Source organism: Parcubacteria group bacterium, from assembly GCA_041660065.1.
GTDB lineage: Bacteria > Patescibacteriota > Minisyncoccia > Moranbacterales.
The window spans coordinates 121,354-136,263 of record JBAZXC010000002.1 but is presented as its reverse complement, the minus strand read 5'-3'; the positions used below and the strand labels follow the sequence as shown (position 1 = coordinate 136,263).

The 14,910-nt window shown below is 42.9% G+C and carries 19 protein-coding genes; 13 read left to right on the top strand and 6 right to left on the bottom strand.

All coding sequences use genetic code 11. The features are described from left to right. The first annotated feature begins 60 nt into the window (after positions 1-60). Both WC819_03185 and WC819_03180 read left to right on the top strand, forming a co-directional pair. The gene (locus WC819_03185) at positions 61-996 is read left to right on the top strand and encodes a hypothetical protein (GenBank protein ID MFA5986324.1); all 936 of its coding nucleotides are present in this window, start codon (positions 61-63) and stop codon (positions 994-996) included. 758 nt (positions 997-1,754) lie between these two features. After that, on the top strand, positions 1,755-2,180 hold the full coding sequence (locus tag WC819_03180) for a S26 family signal peptidase (protein MFA5986323.1): 426 nt from the start codon (positions 1,755-1,757) through the stop codon (positions 2,178-2,180). Between the two features lie 49 nt (positions 2,181-2,229). Here WC819_03180 and WC819_03175 read toward each other — a convergent pair whose 3' ends face one another. Continuing rightward, positions 2,230-3,318: a sugar phosphate nucleotidyltransferase gene (locus tag WC819_03175; protein ID MFA5986322.1), complete on the bottom strand. Its 1,089-nt coding sequence runs from the start codon at positions 3,316-3,318 to the stop codon at positions 2,230-2,232. Positions 3,319-3,485: 167 nt separating this feature from the next. On the opposite strand from WC819_03175, the gene WC819_03170 reads away from it, so the two are divergent. Then, entirely contained in the window at positions 3,486-3,929 is a 444-nt protein-coding gene (locus tag WC819_03170) for a hypothetical protein (protein MFA5986321.1), read from the top strand. 37 nt (positions 3,930-3,966) lie between these two features. Here WC819_03170 and WC819_03165 read toward each other — a convergent pair whose 3' ends face one another. Continuing rightward, positions 3,967-4,788 carry an isopentenyl phosphate kinase gene (locus WC819_03165; GenBank protein MFA5986320.1) on the bottom strand — a complete coding sequence of 274 codons (822 nt, stop codon included), beginning with the start codon at positions 4,786-4,788 and terminating at the stop codon, positions 3,967-3,969. A 106-nt stretch (positions 4,789-4,894) separates the two neighbouring features. On the opposite strand from WC819_03165, the gene ispG reads away from it, so the two are divergent. Further along, the gene (gene ispG, locus WC819_03160; GenBank protein ID MFA5986319.1) at positions 4,895-6,112 is read left to right on the top strand and encodes a (E)-4-hydroxy-3-methylbut-2-enyl-diphosphate synthase; all 1,218 of its coding nucleotides are present in this window, start codon (positions 4,895-4,897) and stop codon (positions 6,110-6,112) included. A gap of 338 nt (positions 6,113-6,450) precedes the next feature. Next, on the top strand, positions 6,451-6,720 hold the full coding sequence (locus WC819_03155) for a GIY-YIG nuclease family protein (protein MFA5986318.1): 270 nt from the start codon (positions 6,451-6,453) through the stop codon (positions 6,718-6,720). A gap of 63 nt (positions 6,721-6,783) precedes the next feature. On the opposite strand, the gene WC819_03150 is transcribed toward WC819_03155, so the two are convergent. From WC819_03150 to WC819_03140, 3 genes are all read right to left on the bottom strand, one after another. Further along, positions 6,784-7,083: a metal-sulfur cluster assembly factor gene (locus tag WC819_03150; GenBank protein ID MFA5986317.1), complete on the bottom strand. Its 300-nt coding sequence runs from the start codon at positions 7,081-7,083 to the stop codon at positions 6,784-6,786. Between the two features lie 46 nt (positions 7,084-7,129). Continuing rightward, entirely contained in the window at positions 7,130-7,507 is a 378-nt protein-coding gene (locus WC819_03145) for an SUF system NifU family Fe-S cluster assembly protein (protein MFA5986316.1), read from the bottom strand. Between the two features lie 62 nt (positions 7,508-7,569). Next, complete coding sequence (locus WC819_03140; protein MFA5986315.1) at positions 7,570-8,796, bottom strand: SufS family cysteine desulfurase; 1,227 nt, start codon at positions 8,794-8,796, stop codon at positions 7,570-7,572. Between the two features lie 67 nt (positions 8,797-8,863). Between WC819_03140 and dxs the strand changes: the two genes are divergently transcribed. Genes dxs through WC819_03100 form a run of 8 tightly spaced genes read left to right on the top strand, consistent with a single transcriptional unit; the run spans position 8,864 to position 14,496 of the window. After that, positions 8,864-10,723 (top strand): 1-deoxy-D-xylulose-5-phosphate synthase, encoded by a 1,860-nt coding sequence (gene dxs / locus WC819_03135; protein ID MFA5986314.1) that lies wholly within the window; start codon positions 8,864-8,866, stop codon positions 10,721-10,723. A gap of 16 nt (positions 10,724-10,739) precedes the next feature. Continuing rightward, positions 10,740-11,282, top strand: coding sequence for a M48 family metallopeptidase (locus WC819_03130; GenBank protein ID MFA5986313.1), 543 nt, complete (start codon positions 10,740-10,742; stop codon positions 11,280-11,282). Between the two features lie 18 nt (positions 11,283-11,300). Continuing rightward, a complete protein-coding gene (locus tag WC819_03125) occupies positions 11,301-11,783 on the top strand; it encodes an RNA methyltransferase (GenBank protein ID MFA5986312.1) in 483 nt (160 codons plus the stop codon). Positions 11,784-11,797: 14 nt separating this feature from the next. After that, positions 11,798-12,142 (top strand): hypothetical protein, encoded by a 345-nt coding sequence (locus WC819_03120; protein ID MFA5986311.1) that lies wholly within the window; start codon positions 11,798-11,800, stop codon positions 12,140-12,142. Between the two features lie 52 nt (positions 12,143-12,194). Beyond that, positions 12,195-12,530 (top strand): hypothetical protein, encoded by a 336-nt coding sequence (locus WC819_03115; GenBank protein MFA5986310.1) that lies wholly within the window; start codon positions 12,195-12,197, stop codon positions 12,528-12,530. After that, positions 12,490-13,458 (top strand): FAD:protein FMN transferase, encoded by a 969-nt coding sequence (locus WC819_03110; protein ID MFA5986309.1) that lies wholly within the window; start codon positions 12,490-12,492, stop codon positions 13,456-13,458. Before WC819_03115 ends, WC819_03110 begins: the two co-directional genes overlap by 41 nt. 19 nt (positions 13,459-13,477) lie before the next feature. After that, a complete protein-coding gene (locus WC819_03105) occupies positions 13,478-14,308 on the top strand; it encodes a ferric reductase-like transmembrane domain-containing protein (GenBank protein MFA5986308.1) in 831 nt (276 codons plus the stop codon). Positions 14,309-14,361: 53 nt separating this feature from the next. Further along, complete coding sequence (locus tag WC819_03100) at positions 14,362-14,496, top strand: hypothetical protein (GenBank protein MFA5986307.1); 135 nt, start codon at positions 14,362-14,364, stop codon at positions 14,494-14,496. A gap of 62 nt (positions 14,497-14,558) precedes the next feature. Here WC819_03100 and WC819_03095 read toward each other — a convergent pair whose 3' ends face one another. Further along, positions 14,559-14,885, bottom strand: a complete 327-nt coding sequence (locus tag WC819_03095; protein MFA5986306.1) for a hypothetical protein — start codon at positions 14,883-14,885, stop codon at positions 14,559-14,561. Positions 14,886-14,910 lie beyond the last annotated feature (25 nt).

Genomic DNA, 14,910 nt, shown 5'->3' with positions numbered 1-14,910 from the left:
ATAATTTACGGTCGTGTATTTGTCAGGCGTGTGGGTGAGAGGATTTTTTAGCAGTAAGTCATGCATGTGGATCATATAATTCATAAGAATATCTTGGCAACGATCACATACTATGATGTATTGGATCGGCCGTTGACTGCCTTTGAGGTGTGGAAGGATTTGATCAGGTGCAGCGCAGATCATACGGATGATATGTGGACGCTTGCGGATGTCTTTGAAGCATTGCGCACAAAGGAAGTTCGTCAGTATGTGGGAGAAAAAAACGGGTTCTATTTTTTGCACGGTCGCGAAACGCTCGTGGATGTGCGCCGTACAAGAGCGATCATTAGTTTGCAGAAGAAAAAGCGCGTGGAAAAGATCGTGAGAATTTTGTGTATGAGCCCTTTTGTGCGCATGATCTGTGTGACAGGGCGTCTCTCTTATAACCATTGCGAAAAAGAAAGCGACCTTGATCTCCTTATTGCCTATAAGCACGGTCATATTTGGACGGGACGTTTTTTTATCACAATACTGGCACATGCGTGCGGATTTCGCCGGCATGATGCACAGGTTAACGATCGCGCGTGTCTCAACTATCACATCACAACGCAATCGCTCGTCGTGCCCACCAAGGATCTTTTTGCTGCGCATGAATATTCCTACATCTTTCCCGTTTTTGATCTGGGTTTTTTTGCAGATTTTTGTATGCAAAATCAATGGATCCGTTCATACAAGCCACATTTTATGCAGGAAAAATATTATGATACGGCGGTCAAAGATACGATCGTGACAAAAAGCATCAGACGGCTTCTGGAATTGATCTTTGGTGATCGCGGTATGGAAATGCGACTCAAGAAGATCCAAGAACAAAAGATCAAAAATAATCCAAAAACCCAATACAAAGGGGGTATTATCCTCTTTTCTGATCAATTTCTCGTCTTTTTACCCAAACCGCACGGACCGCGTATTTTTGAAGAATATAAAAAACGTTTTATTGCGCTTGAAATTGATTTTTAGATTAGCAGAGTATCATCTGGGAGATGAAAAAGGACTGTCACAATAGATTTTGTGCAGTCCTTTTTTAAGCATTGAATCAATAAAATAGTTGGATGCTATCTTTTGATCGCGTAAGTGGCAAAGCTATATAGATAGCAACTTAGGCATATTATCATTGCCGTGCCGATACAACAACAGACCGTTATCACGAGTTCAGGATCCATCGGGTGGATGCCATCTTCGAACAAATTAATTACCGTTGGTACGAGGAGAAAGATCATTGAAGAAAGTAAAAATACGCGAAAAATTTCGAGAAGGAGATAGTGGGTTCTGCTATTAAAGCAACTCGTTCCTTCTCGGATTTCCTTTAATCGTGTCAAGATTTGCCATGGAGGATTATCGGAAATAGACGTATAGAGATCTTTGTCAAATAGAATCACTCCTAAACATATAATTGCACAGACTTTGATCACAATCCATATAATTGCAAGAACATATCCTAATACTGTAATCATGGTTCGCTCCTTCTTGTGTAAATATTTGTGAGTTATTAAAGAATCCTTGACAATCTCGCGTGACGCGAATTGTAACATGGCCCCATGAGATTATCAAGACGTAGGTATTTTAGATGGTATTTTGGCACACCCCGGAGGATGCCAAGCAAATATTTGACAAAAAACCAAAAGTGTGCTATAGTATATGGTTCGATTTTTTGATCGAATGAAACAGGAATTTAAGACTATAACGGGTGAAATATGTATTATTATAGTGCAGTTTTTATGTTGTTTCTTAGCGTTTTTGCGCCAATTGGTGCGATCGCAAGTGCGGCGGAATATGTGCCGTATGACAATGAGAATATCGGCAATGAGCGGTATGATTTCATGAAAACACAGACATTTCAAGTAGAGGGACATTCGATGGAGTCGTATGGTTTTTATGATCGTACGCTTGTTGATGTTGTGCCGGCAAGTACTTTTTTTGTCGGGGATGTGATCGCATTTGAATGCACGGACGAAAAGTGCGATGGTGCGTATATCAAAAAAATCACAAAAAAAGAAGGGGATTGCTATTGGGTGGAGGGACGCAAAGATGTATGGTTGGAAAATGGCGACCGCAGACAATCCATGGATTCACGGACAACATATGACTGGCTGTGCGGTGAGGAGATAAAAATTTATGGCGTTGCGTTTACAAAGAATGTTTAGATCAAAAAACACTCACGATCATGTGAGTGTTGTTTTGATTTTCTTATATCTATAACAAGTGATCCATCTCTTGATCTTTGAGATGATCGATGATCTTTTTGACCTCGTGGGCTTGATCTCTGTGCGTGATCAAGATCGCATCATCAGTGTCGATCACAACGATGTCATTGAGTCCGAGCGTGGCAATGGTTTTGGTAGGGTGTCCAAATACCAAACAATTGTGTGAGTTGATCTCGACAACTTTACCTCTGGTAACGCTTTTTTGTCCATTGTCACAGCGGTGGAAATCATGCAACGTACGCCAATTGCCCACGTCACTCCATTCCAGATCTGCAGGGACAACGAAGCGATCCTTTGCGGAGAGTTGCTCTAGGATGACGGTATCGATCGGTTCTTTGGGGAGGCCGCAATAAAGGCTATGGATCGCATCGGCATCATCGGTTGCGTCAATCTGCGTGAGAGCGTCATGGATGTGTGGTGTGAATTTTTGGACCATGCGGAGAAATGTATCCGCTTTGAAAACAAAATAGGCGGCATTCCACAAATATGACCAGTTGTTGAGGTATTTTTCTGCGGTCTTTACGTCCGGTTTTTCTTTGAATGCGACAGCTTCAAAAACTCTTTTTTTATATGAATTTTCCAGTTCTGTGCCCATCTGAATATAGCCTAGTTCTGTACTCGGCTCTGTCGGCGTGATGCCGATGAGGCCGAATTTTTCCGGATGGTCGGCGATCACGGCAAATGCTGTTTGTACGGTGCAAAGATATGCGCCGGGATTTTTGATCGCGTGGTCTGATGGCGTCGTAGTGATCACTGCGTCGGGATCTTTTTTGTAAATGATCTGTGTGGCAAAAGCGATTGCCGGTGCGGTGTCACGTCCGCAGGGTTCGAGGATAATGTTTTGTGGAGGCAGATCCGGCAGTTGTTCTTTGACGATGTTTTCGTAATTTTGCGTAGTTGCGACAAAAATGTGCTCGAGATCATCTGCGAGCGGGGAGATGCGATCATAGGTTTCTTGGAGGAGCGTGCGGTCTTCGCTGGTGAGGTTTTGAAATTGTTTGGGGTTGTCTTTGCGTGAAAGCGGCCAGAGGCGTGTGCCGGACCCTCCTGCCATGATGACAACATAATGATTTTGCATAAGAGAGTTTATTTTTGTGATTACAGGAACATTATACCATCATTATATGAAATGGTGCACTGCACAATTGACACGTTATTGAGTAAATGTTACTATGTGACTTACGTTCTTTTTGAGGCGCAGTAAGGGTGTGCGTATATATATTGTGATAAATGGAGGCTCACGATATGAAAATATGCGAAAAAATAGTGAGAGGCATCGGTCTGATTTTAGTTGCCAATGGAACAGGGCGGATCTATACGATTCGAGAATTGGTTGCTAAACCAATGATCGGGAAAGAGGCGGGTATGATATCTTTTCCATTGGAAACCATTGAAAGGGGGGAAACATGCTGTGACACGATCAGGCGCATGGTGGATGAAGAGATCACAGGATGTTCTTTTGAACAAATCTCCGGATTATTCATTAGTCCAAATCTGCTGATGCTCGTTCCGGGTGTGTGTGCCCATGTGGCATGGGGTTATTGTGACAGGGAGTTCACGTCAGTTCCGCGGGATCCTGAAGTTGTGCATTATGGCTGGTGCTCTTGTGCTGACCTTATATCGCAAAAGAGCTTTGTCCGTATAGAGACACGTCCATCGCTCGAAATATTTTTGGATGAAGAAAAATGAGAAGGAGAGGCATGCCATATTGGCGTGTCTCTATTTTTTATAAAGTAATTCGTGTAGAAATTGTTGCGGTTCCAGTCAAAACATCATGGTATTTCTTTGGATCGGTGCCATTGAAAATAATGATTTCTTTGAGCGTGTGTGCGTGATCAGCAAATGATTGAAATACAGAAAGTTTTCCTCGTAGTCCGCCGGTAACGTCAGTATTGTGTGATCTTTCGATCGAGAGTGACGTATCATTATATATGTCATGCAAGGAGATGTTTGGTATCAATTGTGCTTCCGGAAATTTGTGCGGATCCCTATCAAAAATGCCATCCACATCTGTCGCAAAAAATATTTTTTCTACAGGCAAATGTTGTGCAAGATATGCCGCACTTGTGTCTCCGGAGCAGACCGAATATTCCAGTACGGCATCATGGACCATTTCGCCGTAAAGAACCGGGATGCAGTTTGATCCTAAAATTGATTGTAGGATCGAAAGATCGCAGGAAACAATTTCTTTGTTTTTTTGTGTGATCAATGTGCCCGTATGCGCCGGGATGACGGGAATATCATTTTGCAACAATATCTCACATATTTCCGTGTTCAATTTTTGGTTTACGAGACGTGTGTCACAAACAGCACGGATTTTCACAGGGTCGTGGAGTGTGCCGTCGGCGAGACCATGTTGGTGCGCGATATGGTGTCCGGGACCACCGGCGCCATGAATGATGATCAATTCTGTGCGTGGCTTTTTTAGAAGATACTGATGCAATTCTTTTGCAATATCATGAAGTAACTCACGATGCACAATGAGTTTGTGAGAACTTTTGTCTGTGATTATACTGCCACCAATTTTTATGATCGAGATATTCTTCATGTGACAAAATATATGTAATTGACGAGCTCTATGTGTCGCTGTATATTTACGGTAGTATTTCACATGGTGTTTGTCAAACGAAGGTAATTTATTAAATGAGGCGCTTATGAATAACACAGATCAATTTGCAGCATTATTACCGAGACGTAAGACACGCGTTGTGATGGTGGGAAATGTAGGCATTGGAGGTGATCATCCAATTCGCGTACAAACAATGACCAATACGGACACGCTTGATATTGCGGCGACAGTTGCGCAAATTATGCGATGCGTGGATGCCGGATCGGAGCTGGTGCGGATCACGACGCCGACGGTCAAACATGTGCACGCGCTCAAAGAGATCAAAGATATTTTGCAAAAAAAGCATCATTGCACCGTGCCGATCGTTGCGGATATTCACTTTGACAAAGCGGCGGCGTTTGAAGCGCTTATATATGCAGATAAAATCCGATTGAATCCGGGAAATTTGTTGGACAGTCGTGGTAGTGGTGACAAAATTTTGACTGATAGAGAATATCAACAAGAGTTGGAGAGGATTGAGGAGGGACTAAAACCATTTATCGCTGAATTGAAAAAGACACAAAAACCGATTCGCATTGGCGCGAATTGGGGGTCGCTTTCCGGACGCGTGTTGGGCAAGTATGGCAATACGCCTTATGGGCTTGTGGAAAGCGTGATGGAATATCTGCGTGTGTTTCAGAAAAATGATTATCACAATATCGTCGTCGCGATCAAAGCATCTGACCCGACGGCAATGATCGAGGCAAACAGATTACTTGCGCATAAAATGGATGAGGAAAATATGGATTACCCAATCCATCTCGGTGTGACGGAAGCGGGGAGCGAAGAGGATGGACGTGCCAAATCAACGATTGGGATCGGCACGCTTCTCTTGGAGGGAATCGGTGATACGTTGCGCGTCTCTCTCACAGAGCCACCAGAGGATGAGATCCCTGTATGTTTTACGATTCTGCAAGCGACAAAACGACGTATTTCCAAAGCAGAATTTATTTCCTGCCCATCATGCGGTCGCACACTTTTTGACATTGCATCCGTGACAAAAAAGATCAAGCAAAAACTGGGACATCTGACCGGTGTAAAGATCGCCGTGATGGGGTGCATCGTCAACGGCCCGGGTGAAATGGCGGATGCAGATTTTGGCTATGTCGGTGGCGCACCAGGTAAGATCAGTTTGTACTATGGCAAAGAAGTGGTACAAAGAAATCTTCCGGAGGAAGACGCAATTGATGCATTGGTTGCACTGATCAAAGAAAAAGGGAAATGGGTTGACCCTGTTAAATCCAACGCAGTTGGTACAAAGTAATTTAACAGGGTAAACCCAGTTAAATCCGACTCGGTCGGTATGAAGTAATTTCACAGGGCAAACCCAGTGAAATCCGACACAGTAGGGATTTAGAAAAGATATAAGCAAACCCTCTACGCGTCATTCCTGCGCAGGCAGGAATCTTTCTTTCATATCAAAAAAATGAAGTAATACCATCCTCAACTAACCACTCCCCACCAAGTCTTGAAAATCTTGGCAAAAACAGGATAAAAAATACTACATATATCCAGATATGCTTCGTATTTTTTCTCCAGTTTTTGCGCAAGATTTTACTGCGACTTATGAGAAGTGGTTAGTTGAGGATGGTATAATATTTCGTGTATATTTTAGCAAGCAAGAAAAACGGTGTATTGTATATTGGCGTAACATCCAATCTTCAAAAAAGAGTGTGGGAGCACAAAAATAATATAGCAGACGGATTCACGCAGAAATATTTTGTGCATAGGTTGATGTATTTTGAACAAACGACTGATGTTCACTCTGCGCTGGTGCGTGAAAAGCAATTAAAAAAATGGAAAAGAGATTGGAAAATCAATTTGATTGAGAAAGAAAACCCGCATTGGAAGGATCTATATGAAACTTTGTAAATGTAAAGATTCCTGCCTTCGCAGGAATGACAATTTTTTTGTTTTTGGCATAAAAAGTAAATGCTACAAAAATCCAATTTCCATTTTAGTGGCGTCGGTCATCATGTCCGGTGTCCATGGGGGATCAAATGTGAGTTCAATTTGCACGTCTTTGATCGAAGGGTCTGTGGTGAGTGTGCGCACGATCTCGTCATGGATCACGTCATAGAGCGGACAGCCGATCGTTGTGAGTGTCATGGTGACGTGGACAGTATCGTCAACTTGTTTGATGCCATAGATCAGTCCCATGTCGGTGATGGGGATGTTGAGCTCCGGATCGATAACGGTGTGTAGTTTTTGTAATAAGTCTTTGTCGATGTACATAAGATGTTATAGAATCTTGGGTTTTTTAGAAAAAATGACGAACGGTTTAGTTTTTATCGACCTGTCCGCATTGAATGGCTTTTTGAATGGTTTCGATGCCGAGGAGAGCACATTTAATGCGACCGATGCCGATCTCTACGCCAAGCATCTCTGTAATATCATTGCGTGTGAGTTTTAGTGCGTTTACAACTGTATTGCCACTGATCTTTTCTGTGACAAGTGACGCTGCCGCTTGAGAGATGGCGCAACCGTCACCGGTAAATTTTACATCAGTGATATGATCGTCATCGATCATGAGTGTGACACAGATCTTATCTCCGCATGTAGGATTGTCGGCACAACATTTATGTGTAGGTGCGTCAATCGTGCCGGCGTTGCGCGGATTGTGGTAATGGTCGAGAATTTTTTCTTGGTAAATGTTCATATAAATAGGTGGTAAGAGTTAGGTTGTAGGTGGTAGGAAAAGAAAAATGGTCATAGGAAGTATTATTTTGACAGTGTATCGGAAACATTTTTGAGGCCGGTGATAAGAGCGTCGATGTCCTCTCTGGTGTTGTAAATAGAGAAGCTCGCGCGAGCGGTAGCGTTGATGTGGAGGGTTTCGATGTGGAGTGGCATCGTGCAGTGTTGTCCGGCACGAATCGCGACAGAGGCGCTGTCATCAAGGATCGTGGCGATGTCGTGCGGGTGGAAATTGCCAAACGTAAAACTGATAAGCCCGGAACGTTTTTCGATCTCTTTTGGTCCGATAATTGTAATTGTCTCTCCGAAATGTTCTTTCAATTGCGAGATACAATATGCAAGGAGATCTTCTTCATGTGCACGAATTGCTTGATAACCAATGCGTGAGAGATAGTCAAGTGCGGTTTTGGTTGCGATCACGCCGGCAATATGTGGTGTACCGGCTTCTAATCGATGCGGGAGTTCGCGAAATGTTGTGGTGCAAGTGGACACGCTTTCGATCATGTCGCCACCGGTAAAAACGGGTCGGAGTTTTTCGAGGGAGCTCTTTTTGCCATAGAGGATGCCGACACCAGTCGGGCCAAAAACTTTATGCATGGAAAAAGCGAGGAAATCACAATCAATATCAGCAACATCGATCGGTAAGTGTGCGATCGACTGTGCGGCATCGATGACAATCAGTGTGTCAGGTTTTTTTGTTCGGATTTTTGCGATGATCTCCTTGATCGGATTGATCGTTCCGAGAACATTGGATACATGGGTCAATGCAACAACGGACGTATCGGCGTCAATGAGGTCTAGTAGATGATTTTGATCAATCTCTCCGTCTTCTGTGATCGTGGCAACACGAAATTGGGCACCTGTTCTTTCGCAGAGTTGTTGCCATGGGATAAAATTCGCATGATGCTCCATGGCGGTCGTAACGATATTGTTTTGCGCTGTGATCGTATCGGCTAACCCATATGCGATCATATTGAGACTCATCGTGGTGCCGGAAGTAAAAACGATCTCATTTTCGCGTGCATTGATAAATTGAGCAACAACTTGTCGTGACGCTTCAAATTCAATCGTTGCACGCGTGCTAATCGCATAAAGACCGCGTGCAATATTGGCGTTGTATGTAGTGTAATATTCGCACAATTTGTCGATGACGATCTGTGGCGTCAATGCTGTCGCGGCGGAGTCGAGGTATACAAGTTGTGGGTTTTGTGTAAAAATAGGGAAATCCTCCTTTTTTGCTATTGTATTCATATCTTGTACTGTATTTTATGTGTTGAAAAATGTCAAAAGATTTTCAAATTGTGTTAAAATAGCGCATATGTCTCAAAGTTCGGAAAAATATAAAATTCTGCATAAGATCAATGGTCCGGGGGACGTACAAAAACTCACACATGAACAACTGTGTATCTTGTGTGATGAAGTGCGTGATTTTCTCATTGAATCTGTAGCACGTACGGGTGGGCATTTTGGTTCCAATCTTGGTGTTGTGGAATTAACGGTTGCTTTGCACCACGTGTTCAATTCACCGCGAGATAAAATTATCTGGGATGTGGGTCATCAGGCATATCCACACAAGATCCTTACGGGACGCAAAGATTATCTGTGCACGATCCGTCAGAAGGATGGACTCTCGCCATTTCCCAAAAGAGAAGAGAGTGATCATGATGCTTTTGGTGTGGGACACTCTACAACATCAATCAGTGCGGCGGTTGGTATGGCACTTGCGTCAAAGGATAAAAAAGAAAAACATATTGCCGTGATCGGGGATGGTGCGCTTACGGGTGGTATGGCATTTGAGGCGCTCAATCATGCGGGTGATGTAATGGCGGACGTGTTGGTGGTTCTCAATGATAATAAAATGTCGATCTCACCAAATGTAGGCGCAATGCACAAATATTTAACACGGCTTATTTCATCGCGGCGATTTCAGCGTTTGCGCAAGGAAAGCAAAGACCTTCTCTCGCGCAAATCTCCAACGATCCACGAGCTTGCGCGCAAAACGGAACTTTATGCGAAAGGCATGCTGACGCCGGGGACGCTTTTTGAAGAATTGGGATTTTTGTATTTCGGACCAATTGATGGACATGATGTCAAAACGCTTGCTGAGGTGTTGCATAATCTCAAAGACATCAAAGGACCGCGCTTTCTGCATATTGTAACAACGAAGGGAAAAGGATATATCCATGCAAAGAATGATCGCACGTCGTTGCACGCTGTGGGACCGTTCGATCCGCAAACCGGAGAAAAGAGCGATCAAAAGAAAAAAAATAAAACATATACCGATGTGTTTGCGCAGTGGGTTTGTGAGGCGGCAAAGAAGGACAAAAGGCTTCATGCGATCACGCCGGCAATGCTGGAGGGTTCCGGTCTCAAAGAATTCCATCAAAAATATTCGGAGCGTCATCATGATGTGGGTATTGCAGAACAACATGCTGTGACATTTGCCGCCGGACTTGCGACAGGTGGTGTTAAACCGGTAGTAGCAATCTACTCAACATTTTTGCAACGCGCATACGATCAGCTCATTCACGATGTTGCTTTGCAAAATCTCGATGTGATGTTTGCGATCGATCGGGCCGGCATTGTGGGTCCGGATGGTGCGACACACGCAGGCAGTTTTGATCTGTCGTTTTTGCGATGCATACCAAACATGGTCATCCTTGCGCCGGCAGATTTGGAGGAGAGTAAAAAGATGTTGCAATTTGCATATGACCACGTCGGCCCGAGTGCAGTGCGCTATCCACGATGCAGTGGTCAAGAACAATTAAAAGGAAATACTAGTGAGATCGTTTTAGGCAAAGCGATGGTATTGCGTAAAGGAAAAAATGTGGTGATCCTTGCATTTGGCGCAATGGTGGATCGGTGTATGGTCGTTGCGGAGACAATGGATGCAACACTCGTAAATATGCGATTCGTCAAGCCATTGGATACACAAGTGATCAAGAGATTATGCAAGACGCATCGCCACATTGTAACGGTGGAAGATAATGCTGTAATGGGCGGAGCGGGAAGCGCTGTAAATGAATGCGTATTGGCACAGGGCATTGATGTGCGTGTGCATAATATGGGTTTGCCGGATGTTTTTTTGACACACGGATCTCGTGAAGAGGTACTTACGGATGCCGGATTATCTATAGAGGCGATCATAAAACAGATCACAAAAATAGTGAAGTCTTGAATAATAAATTTTTTACATGGAGCATATTATTGTTGATAATAAAAAAATCCCTTTTACGATCAAGCGGCGATCACGCCAAAAACATGTAAGATTTATCACGCATCATGATGGATCACTTGTGGTATCTGTGCCACGTGCGTGTACGACGGTGATGGTGAAAGATTTGATCGCGCGCAATGTACAATGGATCAGAAAAAATATCACGACAAAACATAAAAATGTCACTGTTGATCCATGTGTTGTGAAACATATGAAAAAAGTTTTGCGACCAATCATTGAAGAGCGATTAGCATATTTCAATACACACTATAAATATGTATATACAAAAATACATATCAGACATCAAAAGACGCGATGGGGTAGCTGCAGCTCTGACGGTACATTGAGTTTTAATTGTAAACTGATGTGTGTATCTGATGATTTGCGCGATTATGTAATAGTGCATGAGATGTGTCACTTGTGGGAAATGAATCATTCTAAGCAATTTTGGATACTTGTGGCACAGACGATCCCGCGATATAAAGAGTTGCGCAGAGATCTCAAAAAGATGCACATTTAAAAGGTTTTTTGATAACGTATGAAAGAAAAAAAATTTTATCTGGTATTACATAATGTCCGGTCTGCATATAATGTCGGGGCGATTTTTCGTACGGCAGACGGTGCTGGTGTGGATCATATTTATCTCACGGGATATACGCCTGCACCGCCGGACGGCACACGGATTTACACAACCAAGCCTGAGCGTATGATCATCAAAACGGCGCTGGGTGCGAATGAATATGTGTCATGGTCACAACATCACGATTTTGCGGATGTTGCGACAGAATTGAAAAAAGGATCTGTGACGATCGTTGCGCTGGAACAAGGAGAGCGGAGTATTGATTTTCGTTCATATAAACCTGTCGGGAATATCGCGCTTGTGCTTGGCAATGAACCTGTTGGTATCGATGAAGAAACATTGGCACGATGTGATGTGATGATCGATATTCCAATGTATGGACAAAAGAAATCGCTCAACGTGTCGGTTGCTGCCGGTATCGCATTGTATGCGCTAATATAATAAGCTGTTAATTTATGATGAAAATGCAAAATGTTCCATTGAAGATCGCGATATTCTTTGCAAGCGTATTTGCTACACTTGCAGCTGTTTTGGGTTTTCGTGTGCATTATGAACAACAAAAAAATCTCAAAACATACAGTGATATCAAAGATTATATGGATCAATTGATGCAGAGTGATATTGTAACCGCACAACGGGATTTTGCCAAAGAGAGGGATATAGTATTGCAAAAATCAGCACACGTACCAACGGAACAGGTGACACAACAAACCACTACGACAACAGTTACTCCACAAAGGATTGTGACACCGACTGTCACAACAACACCAAAAGCGACAAAAAAAACGAAAACGTCATAATTTTTTCATTGTGTATATTATGAAACATTTATCCAAAAAAATAGCTGTAATTATGTCACTTGTATTGAGCCTTGTTTTTTTTGTTGTTATGTATAGTTCTTTCGCACAGCGCGTTGTTGCACAGGAGAATGAAGAAGATGACCAGGAAGAATATGAGGATGAGGAGGACGATGAGAAACGATCTGACGATGCTGTTACAAAAGAAACAGTTGTTACAGAAATAGTGACTGTAAGCGAAACGGTGTCAAAAGAAATCGTTACCACAACACAAGCTGATACGGATGGCGATGGTATTTTTGATGATACAGATCAATATCCCAGCATAAATGACCATTTTATTGTAAAGGATGATGATCGTAATGGCATTGTTGATGTATATGAAAAATAACGAGCGCTGGAGTGGATCATTCAAAGCGATGGGTACGGATGTGGTAATTGATATCGTCAGTGAAGAATTGGGAAAGGAGGAGATCACGCACATCATGGAAAATATCGAAGTGTTTTTTAAAAAAATGGAACAGATATTCAGCAGGTTTCGCGTGGCGAGCGAATTGTCTTTCGTAAATAACCATGTGGGTGCATATGTGCAGGTGTCGGAAGAATTCATTGATGTGGTGGAGCGGGCAATATACTATCATGACAGAACGGGAGGATATTTTGATCCGCGGATCTATGATGCACTTATCCAATCGGGTTATGACCATGATTTTTACATAGATAAGCTTGATCACAAAAAATCACAGAATGTGAATATCTCGCATCGCGACAGACAAATGATCACAGGAGATATTGTGGTCAATAAGGAGGCGTCGATGATTCTCATACACCAAAAGATCGATCTGTCTGGTATTGTAAAAGGATGGGTGGTCGATCAGGCACGTTCATTTTTGCGCGGACGTTGCGAAGGTTATATCATCGATGCAGGAGGGGATATGTGGGTAGAAGGCAAGGATGTTGCGGAAAAATCATGGTACGTTGGCATAGAAGGGCTTAAGGATGCACAAATATCGCTGTGTGTGGATGGAGAGGGACTTGCAACGTCTGGTGTGACGCGCAGACAATGGATCATCGGAGATCAAAAAAGACATCACTTGATCGATCCAAAAAATGAAGGAATGTCAGCGTTCGATCTCTCTACTGTTACGGTGATTGCGCGATCGGTGGAGATGGCGGATGTATGGGCAAAAACGATATTTTTGATGGGCATGGATAAAGGCATGCAATACGCACAGGATCATCACATCAAAGCGATCATTATTGATAAAAATAATACGATATATGCAACAGAAGATATACAACAAAATATTGTGCGTTAGTGTAGTGTTCTTTTTGAGTATGATGATCGCAGGGTCTGTATATGCACAAGAAAAGGTAGATTATGGAACAGAGCCAATCGTTGATACTGACCTTGATGCACTGACCGATAAGGGAGAGGTGCAAATTTTTGGCACAGATAGCAATGATCCGGATACGGATGATGATGGATTTTTTGATGGTGTGGAGGTGCTTAATGGGACTAATCCGCTCGATGCGTCTGATCCGCTGGTGACTCAATTTGCAGAAACGGTTCCAGACACAACAGCAGAGAGAGCACCAATCTCATGGTATTTTTCTCGTGCAACGGGCATTGTGGCCTATGTGCTCTTGTGGCTAGTGACCTTTTTTGGTCTGTCATTTCGCAATCCATTTCTCAAAAGATTTGTCGCGCCGATTTACAAGCTCGATATGCATATCTATTTTTCATTTCTTGCTCTTGCCTTTATTTTCGTGCATGGACTTGTGCTCATGTTTGATACATTTGTACACTTGTCACTTATAGAGGTTTTGGTGCCATTTACAGCAAATCCCGATGTGATCAATGTGCATGCAATTGCATGGGGCATCATCGCGTTGTATATAATGATCATTTTGATCATCACATCATTATTACGTGCAAAGTTGCCACAGAAACTGTGGAGAGGATTGCATTTTTTGCATGTTGCCGTTTTTGCGCTCGTTGTTGTACATGTGTTGGCAATTGGTACGGATTTCCAAAGTGGGGCGATAAGAATAGGGTTTCTCGTATCAGCAGGCATTGTGGTATTTCTTTATATTGTATCGCTCGGAGAAGTAATCGTGCGATTGGTCAAAAAACGTAATCGCACAGCGCAGGACATACAGCAGTAATGAATTCTGTGATATAATAAAAGCTATATATTCTTGGCTTTTATATTTTACACATGGCAAATCCACAATATACAAATATCAACCAGATCATCGGTAAATGGCTGGAGCGCACACTGTGGCTCTGGTTGCCTTTTCATGCACTTATTCGATTGACAAGGGACACGATCGCAAAACACACAAAAAAATAATAAAAATCAGCCTCTCATCATGTTGTGACGAGAGGCTGTTTCTTTTGTAAGCGGTCTTCACATTAGTTTACGTGAAGCCAGAAGCGTTCCTTTGCTTCTGTAATGAGGTCAAAGTTTTCTTTTGCGGAACAAAATTTTTTCAACGCATCGTGTGCGTTTTGTGATAAACGATGCGCACGTACTAATTGACAATATGCCACAAACCGCACGCTGGCGTTTTTTTCTCCGAGCATATTGATCAATGTTAGTTCTGCGATCGTATCACCGTACTGTACAAAAATGACGCCAAGTTCATTGGCGTGTAAGTGATCTGGAGATACATTTAGCCTTGCACGAAGCTCGGACACGGTCAATCCCGTTTTTCGCTCCGTTTCTATGGATACGTTCATCCTTCCTCCACTTGTTCAGATTTGA

Excerpts from the sequence above, each read along its gene's own strand:
- WC819_03185 (MFA5986324.1), top strand. The coding sequence starts at position 61 with ATGCATGTGGATCATATAATTCATAAGAATATCTTGGCAACGATCACA.
- WC819_03180 (MFA5986323.1), top strand. The coding sequence starts at position 1,755 with ATGTTGTTTCTTAGCGTTTTTGCGCCAATTGGTGCGATCGCAAGTGCG.
- WC819_03175 (MFA5986322.1), bottom strand. The coding sequence starts at position 3,318 with ATGCAAAATCATTATGTTGTCATCATGGCAGGAGGGTCCGGCACACGC.
- WC819_03170 (MFA5986321.1), top strand. The coding sequence starts at position 3,486 with ATGAAAATATGCGAAAAAATAGTGAGAGGCATCGGTCTGATTTTAGTT.
- WC819_03165 (MFA5986320.1), bottom strand. The coding sequence starts at position 4,788 with ATGAAGAATATCTCGATCATAAAAATTGGTGGCAGTATAATCACAGAC.
- ispG (MFA5986319.1), top strand. The coding sequence starts at position 4,895 with ATGAATAACACAGATCAATTTGCAGCATTATTACCGAGACGTAAGACA.
- WC819_03150 (MFA5986317.1), bottom strand. The coding sequence starts at position 7,083 with ATGTACATCGACAAAGACTTATTACAAAAACTACACACCGTTATCGAT.
- WC819_03145 (MFA5986316.1), bottom strand. The coding sequence starts at position 7,507 with ATGAACATTTACCAAGAAAAAATTCTCGACCATTACCACAATCCGCGC.
- WC819_03140 (MFA5986315.1), bottom strand. The coding sequence starts at position 8,796 with ATGAATACAATAGCAAAAAAGGAGGATTTCCCTATTTTTACACAAAAC.
- dxs (MFA5986314.1), top strand. The coding sequence starts at position 8,864 with ATGTCTCAAAGTTCGGAAAAATATAAAATTCTGCATAAGATCAATGGT.
- WC819_03130 (MFA5986313.1), top strand. The coding sequence starts at position 10,740 with ATGGAGCATATTATTGTTGATAATAAAAAAATCCCTTTTACGATCAAG.
- WC819_03125 (MFA5986312.1), top strand. The coding sequence starts at position 11,301 with ATGAAAGAAAAAAAATTTTATCTGGTATTACATAATGTCCGGTCTGCA.
- WC819_03120 (MFA5986311.1), top strand. The coding sequence starts at position 11,798 with ATGATGAAAATGCAAAATGTTCCATTGAAGATCGCGATATTCTTTGCA.
- WC819_03115 (MFA5986310.1), top strand. The coding sequence starts at position 12,195 with ATGTCACTTGTATTGAGCCTTGTTTTTTTTGTTGTTATGTATAGTTCT.
- WC819_03110 (MFA5986309.1), top strand. The coding sequence starts at position 12,490 with ATGATGATCGTAATGGCATTGTTGATGTATATGAAAAATAACGAGCGC.
- WC819_03105 (MFA5986308.1), top strand. The coding sequence starts at position 13,478 with ATGATGATCGCAGGGTCTGTATATGCACAAGAAAAGGTAGATTATGGA.
- WC819_03100 (MFA5986307.1), top strand. The coding sequence starts at position 14,362 with ATGGCAAATCCACAATATACAAATATCAACCAGATCATCGGTAAATGG.
- WC819_03095 (MFA5986306.1), bottom strand. The coding sequence starts at position 14,885 with ATGAACGTATCCATAGAAACGGAGCGAAAAACGGGATTGACCGTGTCC.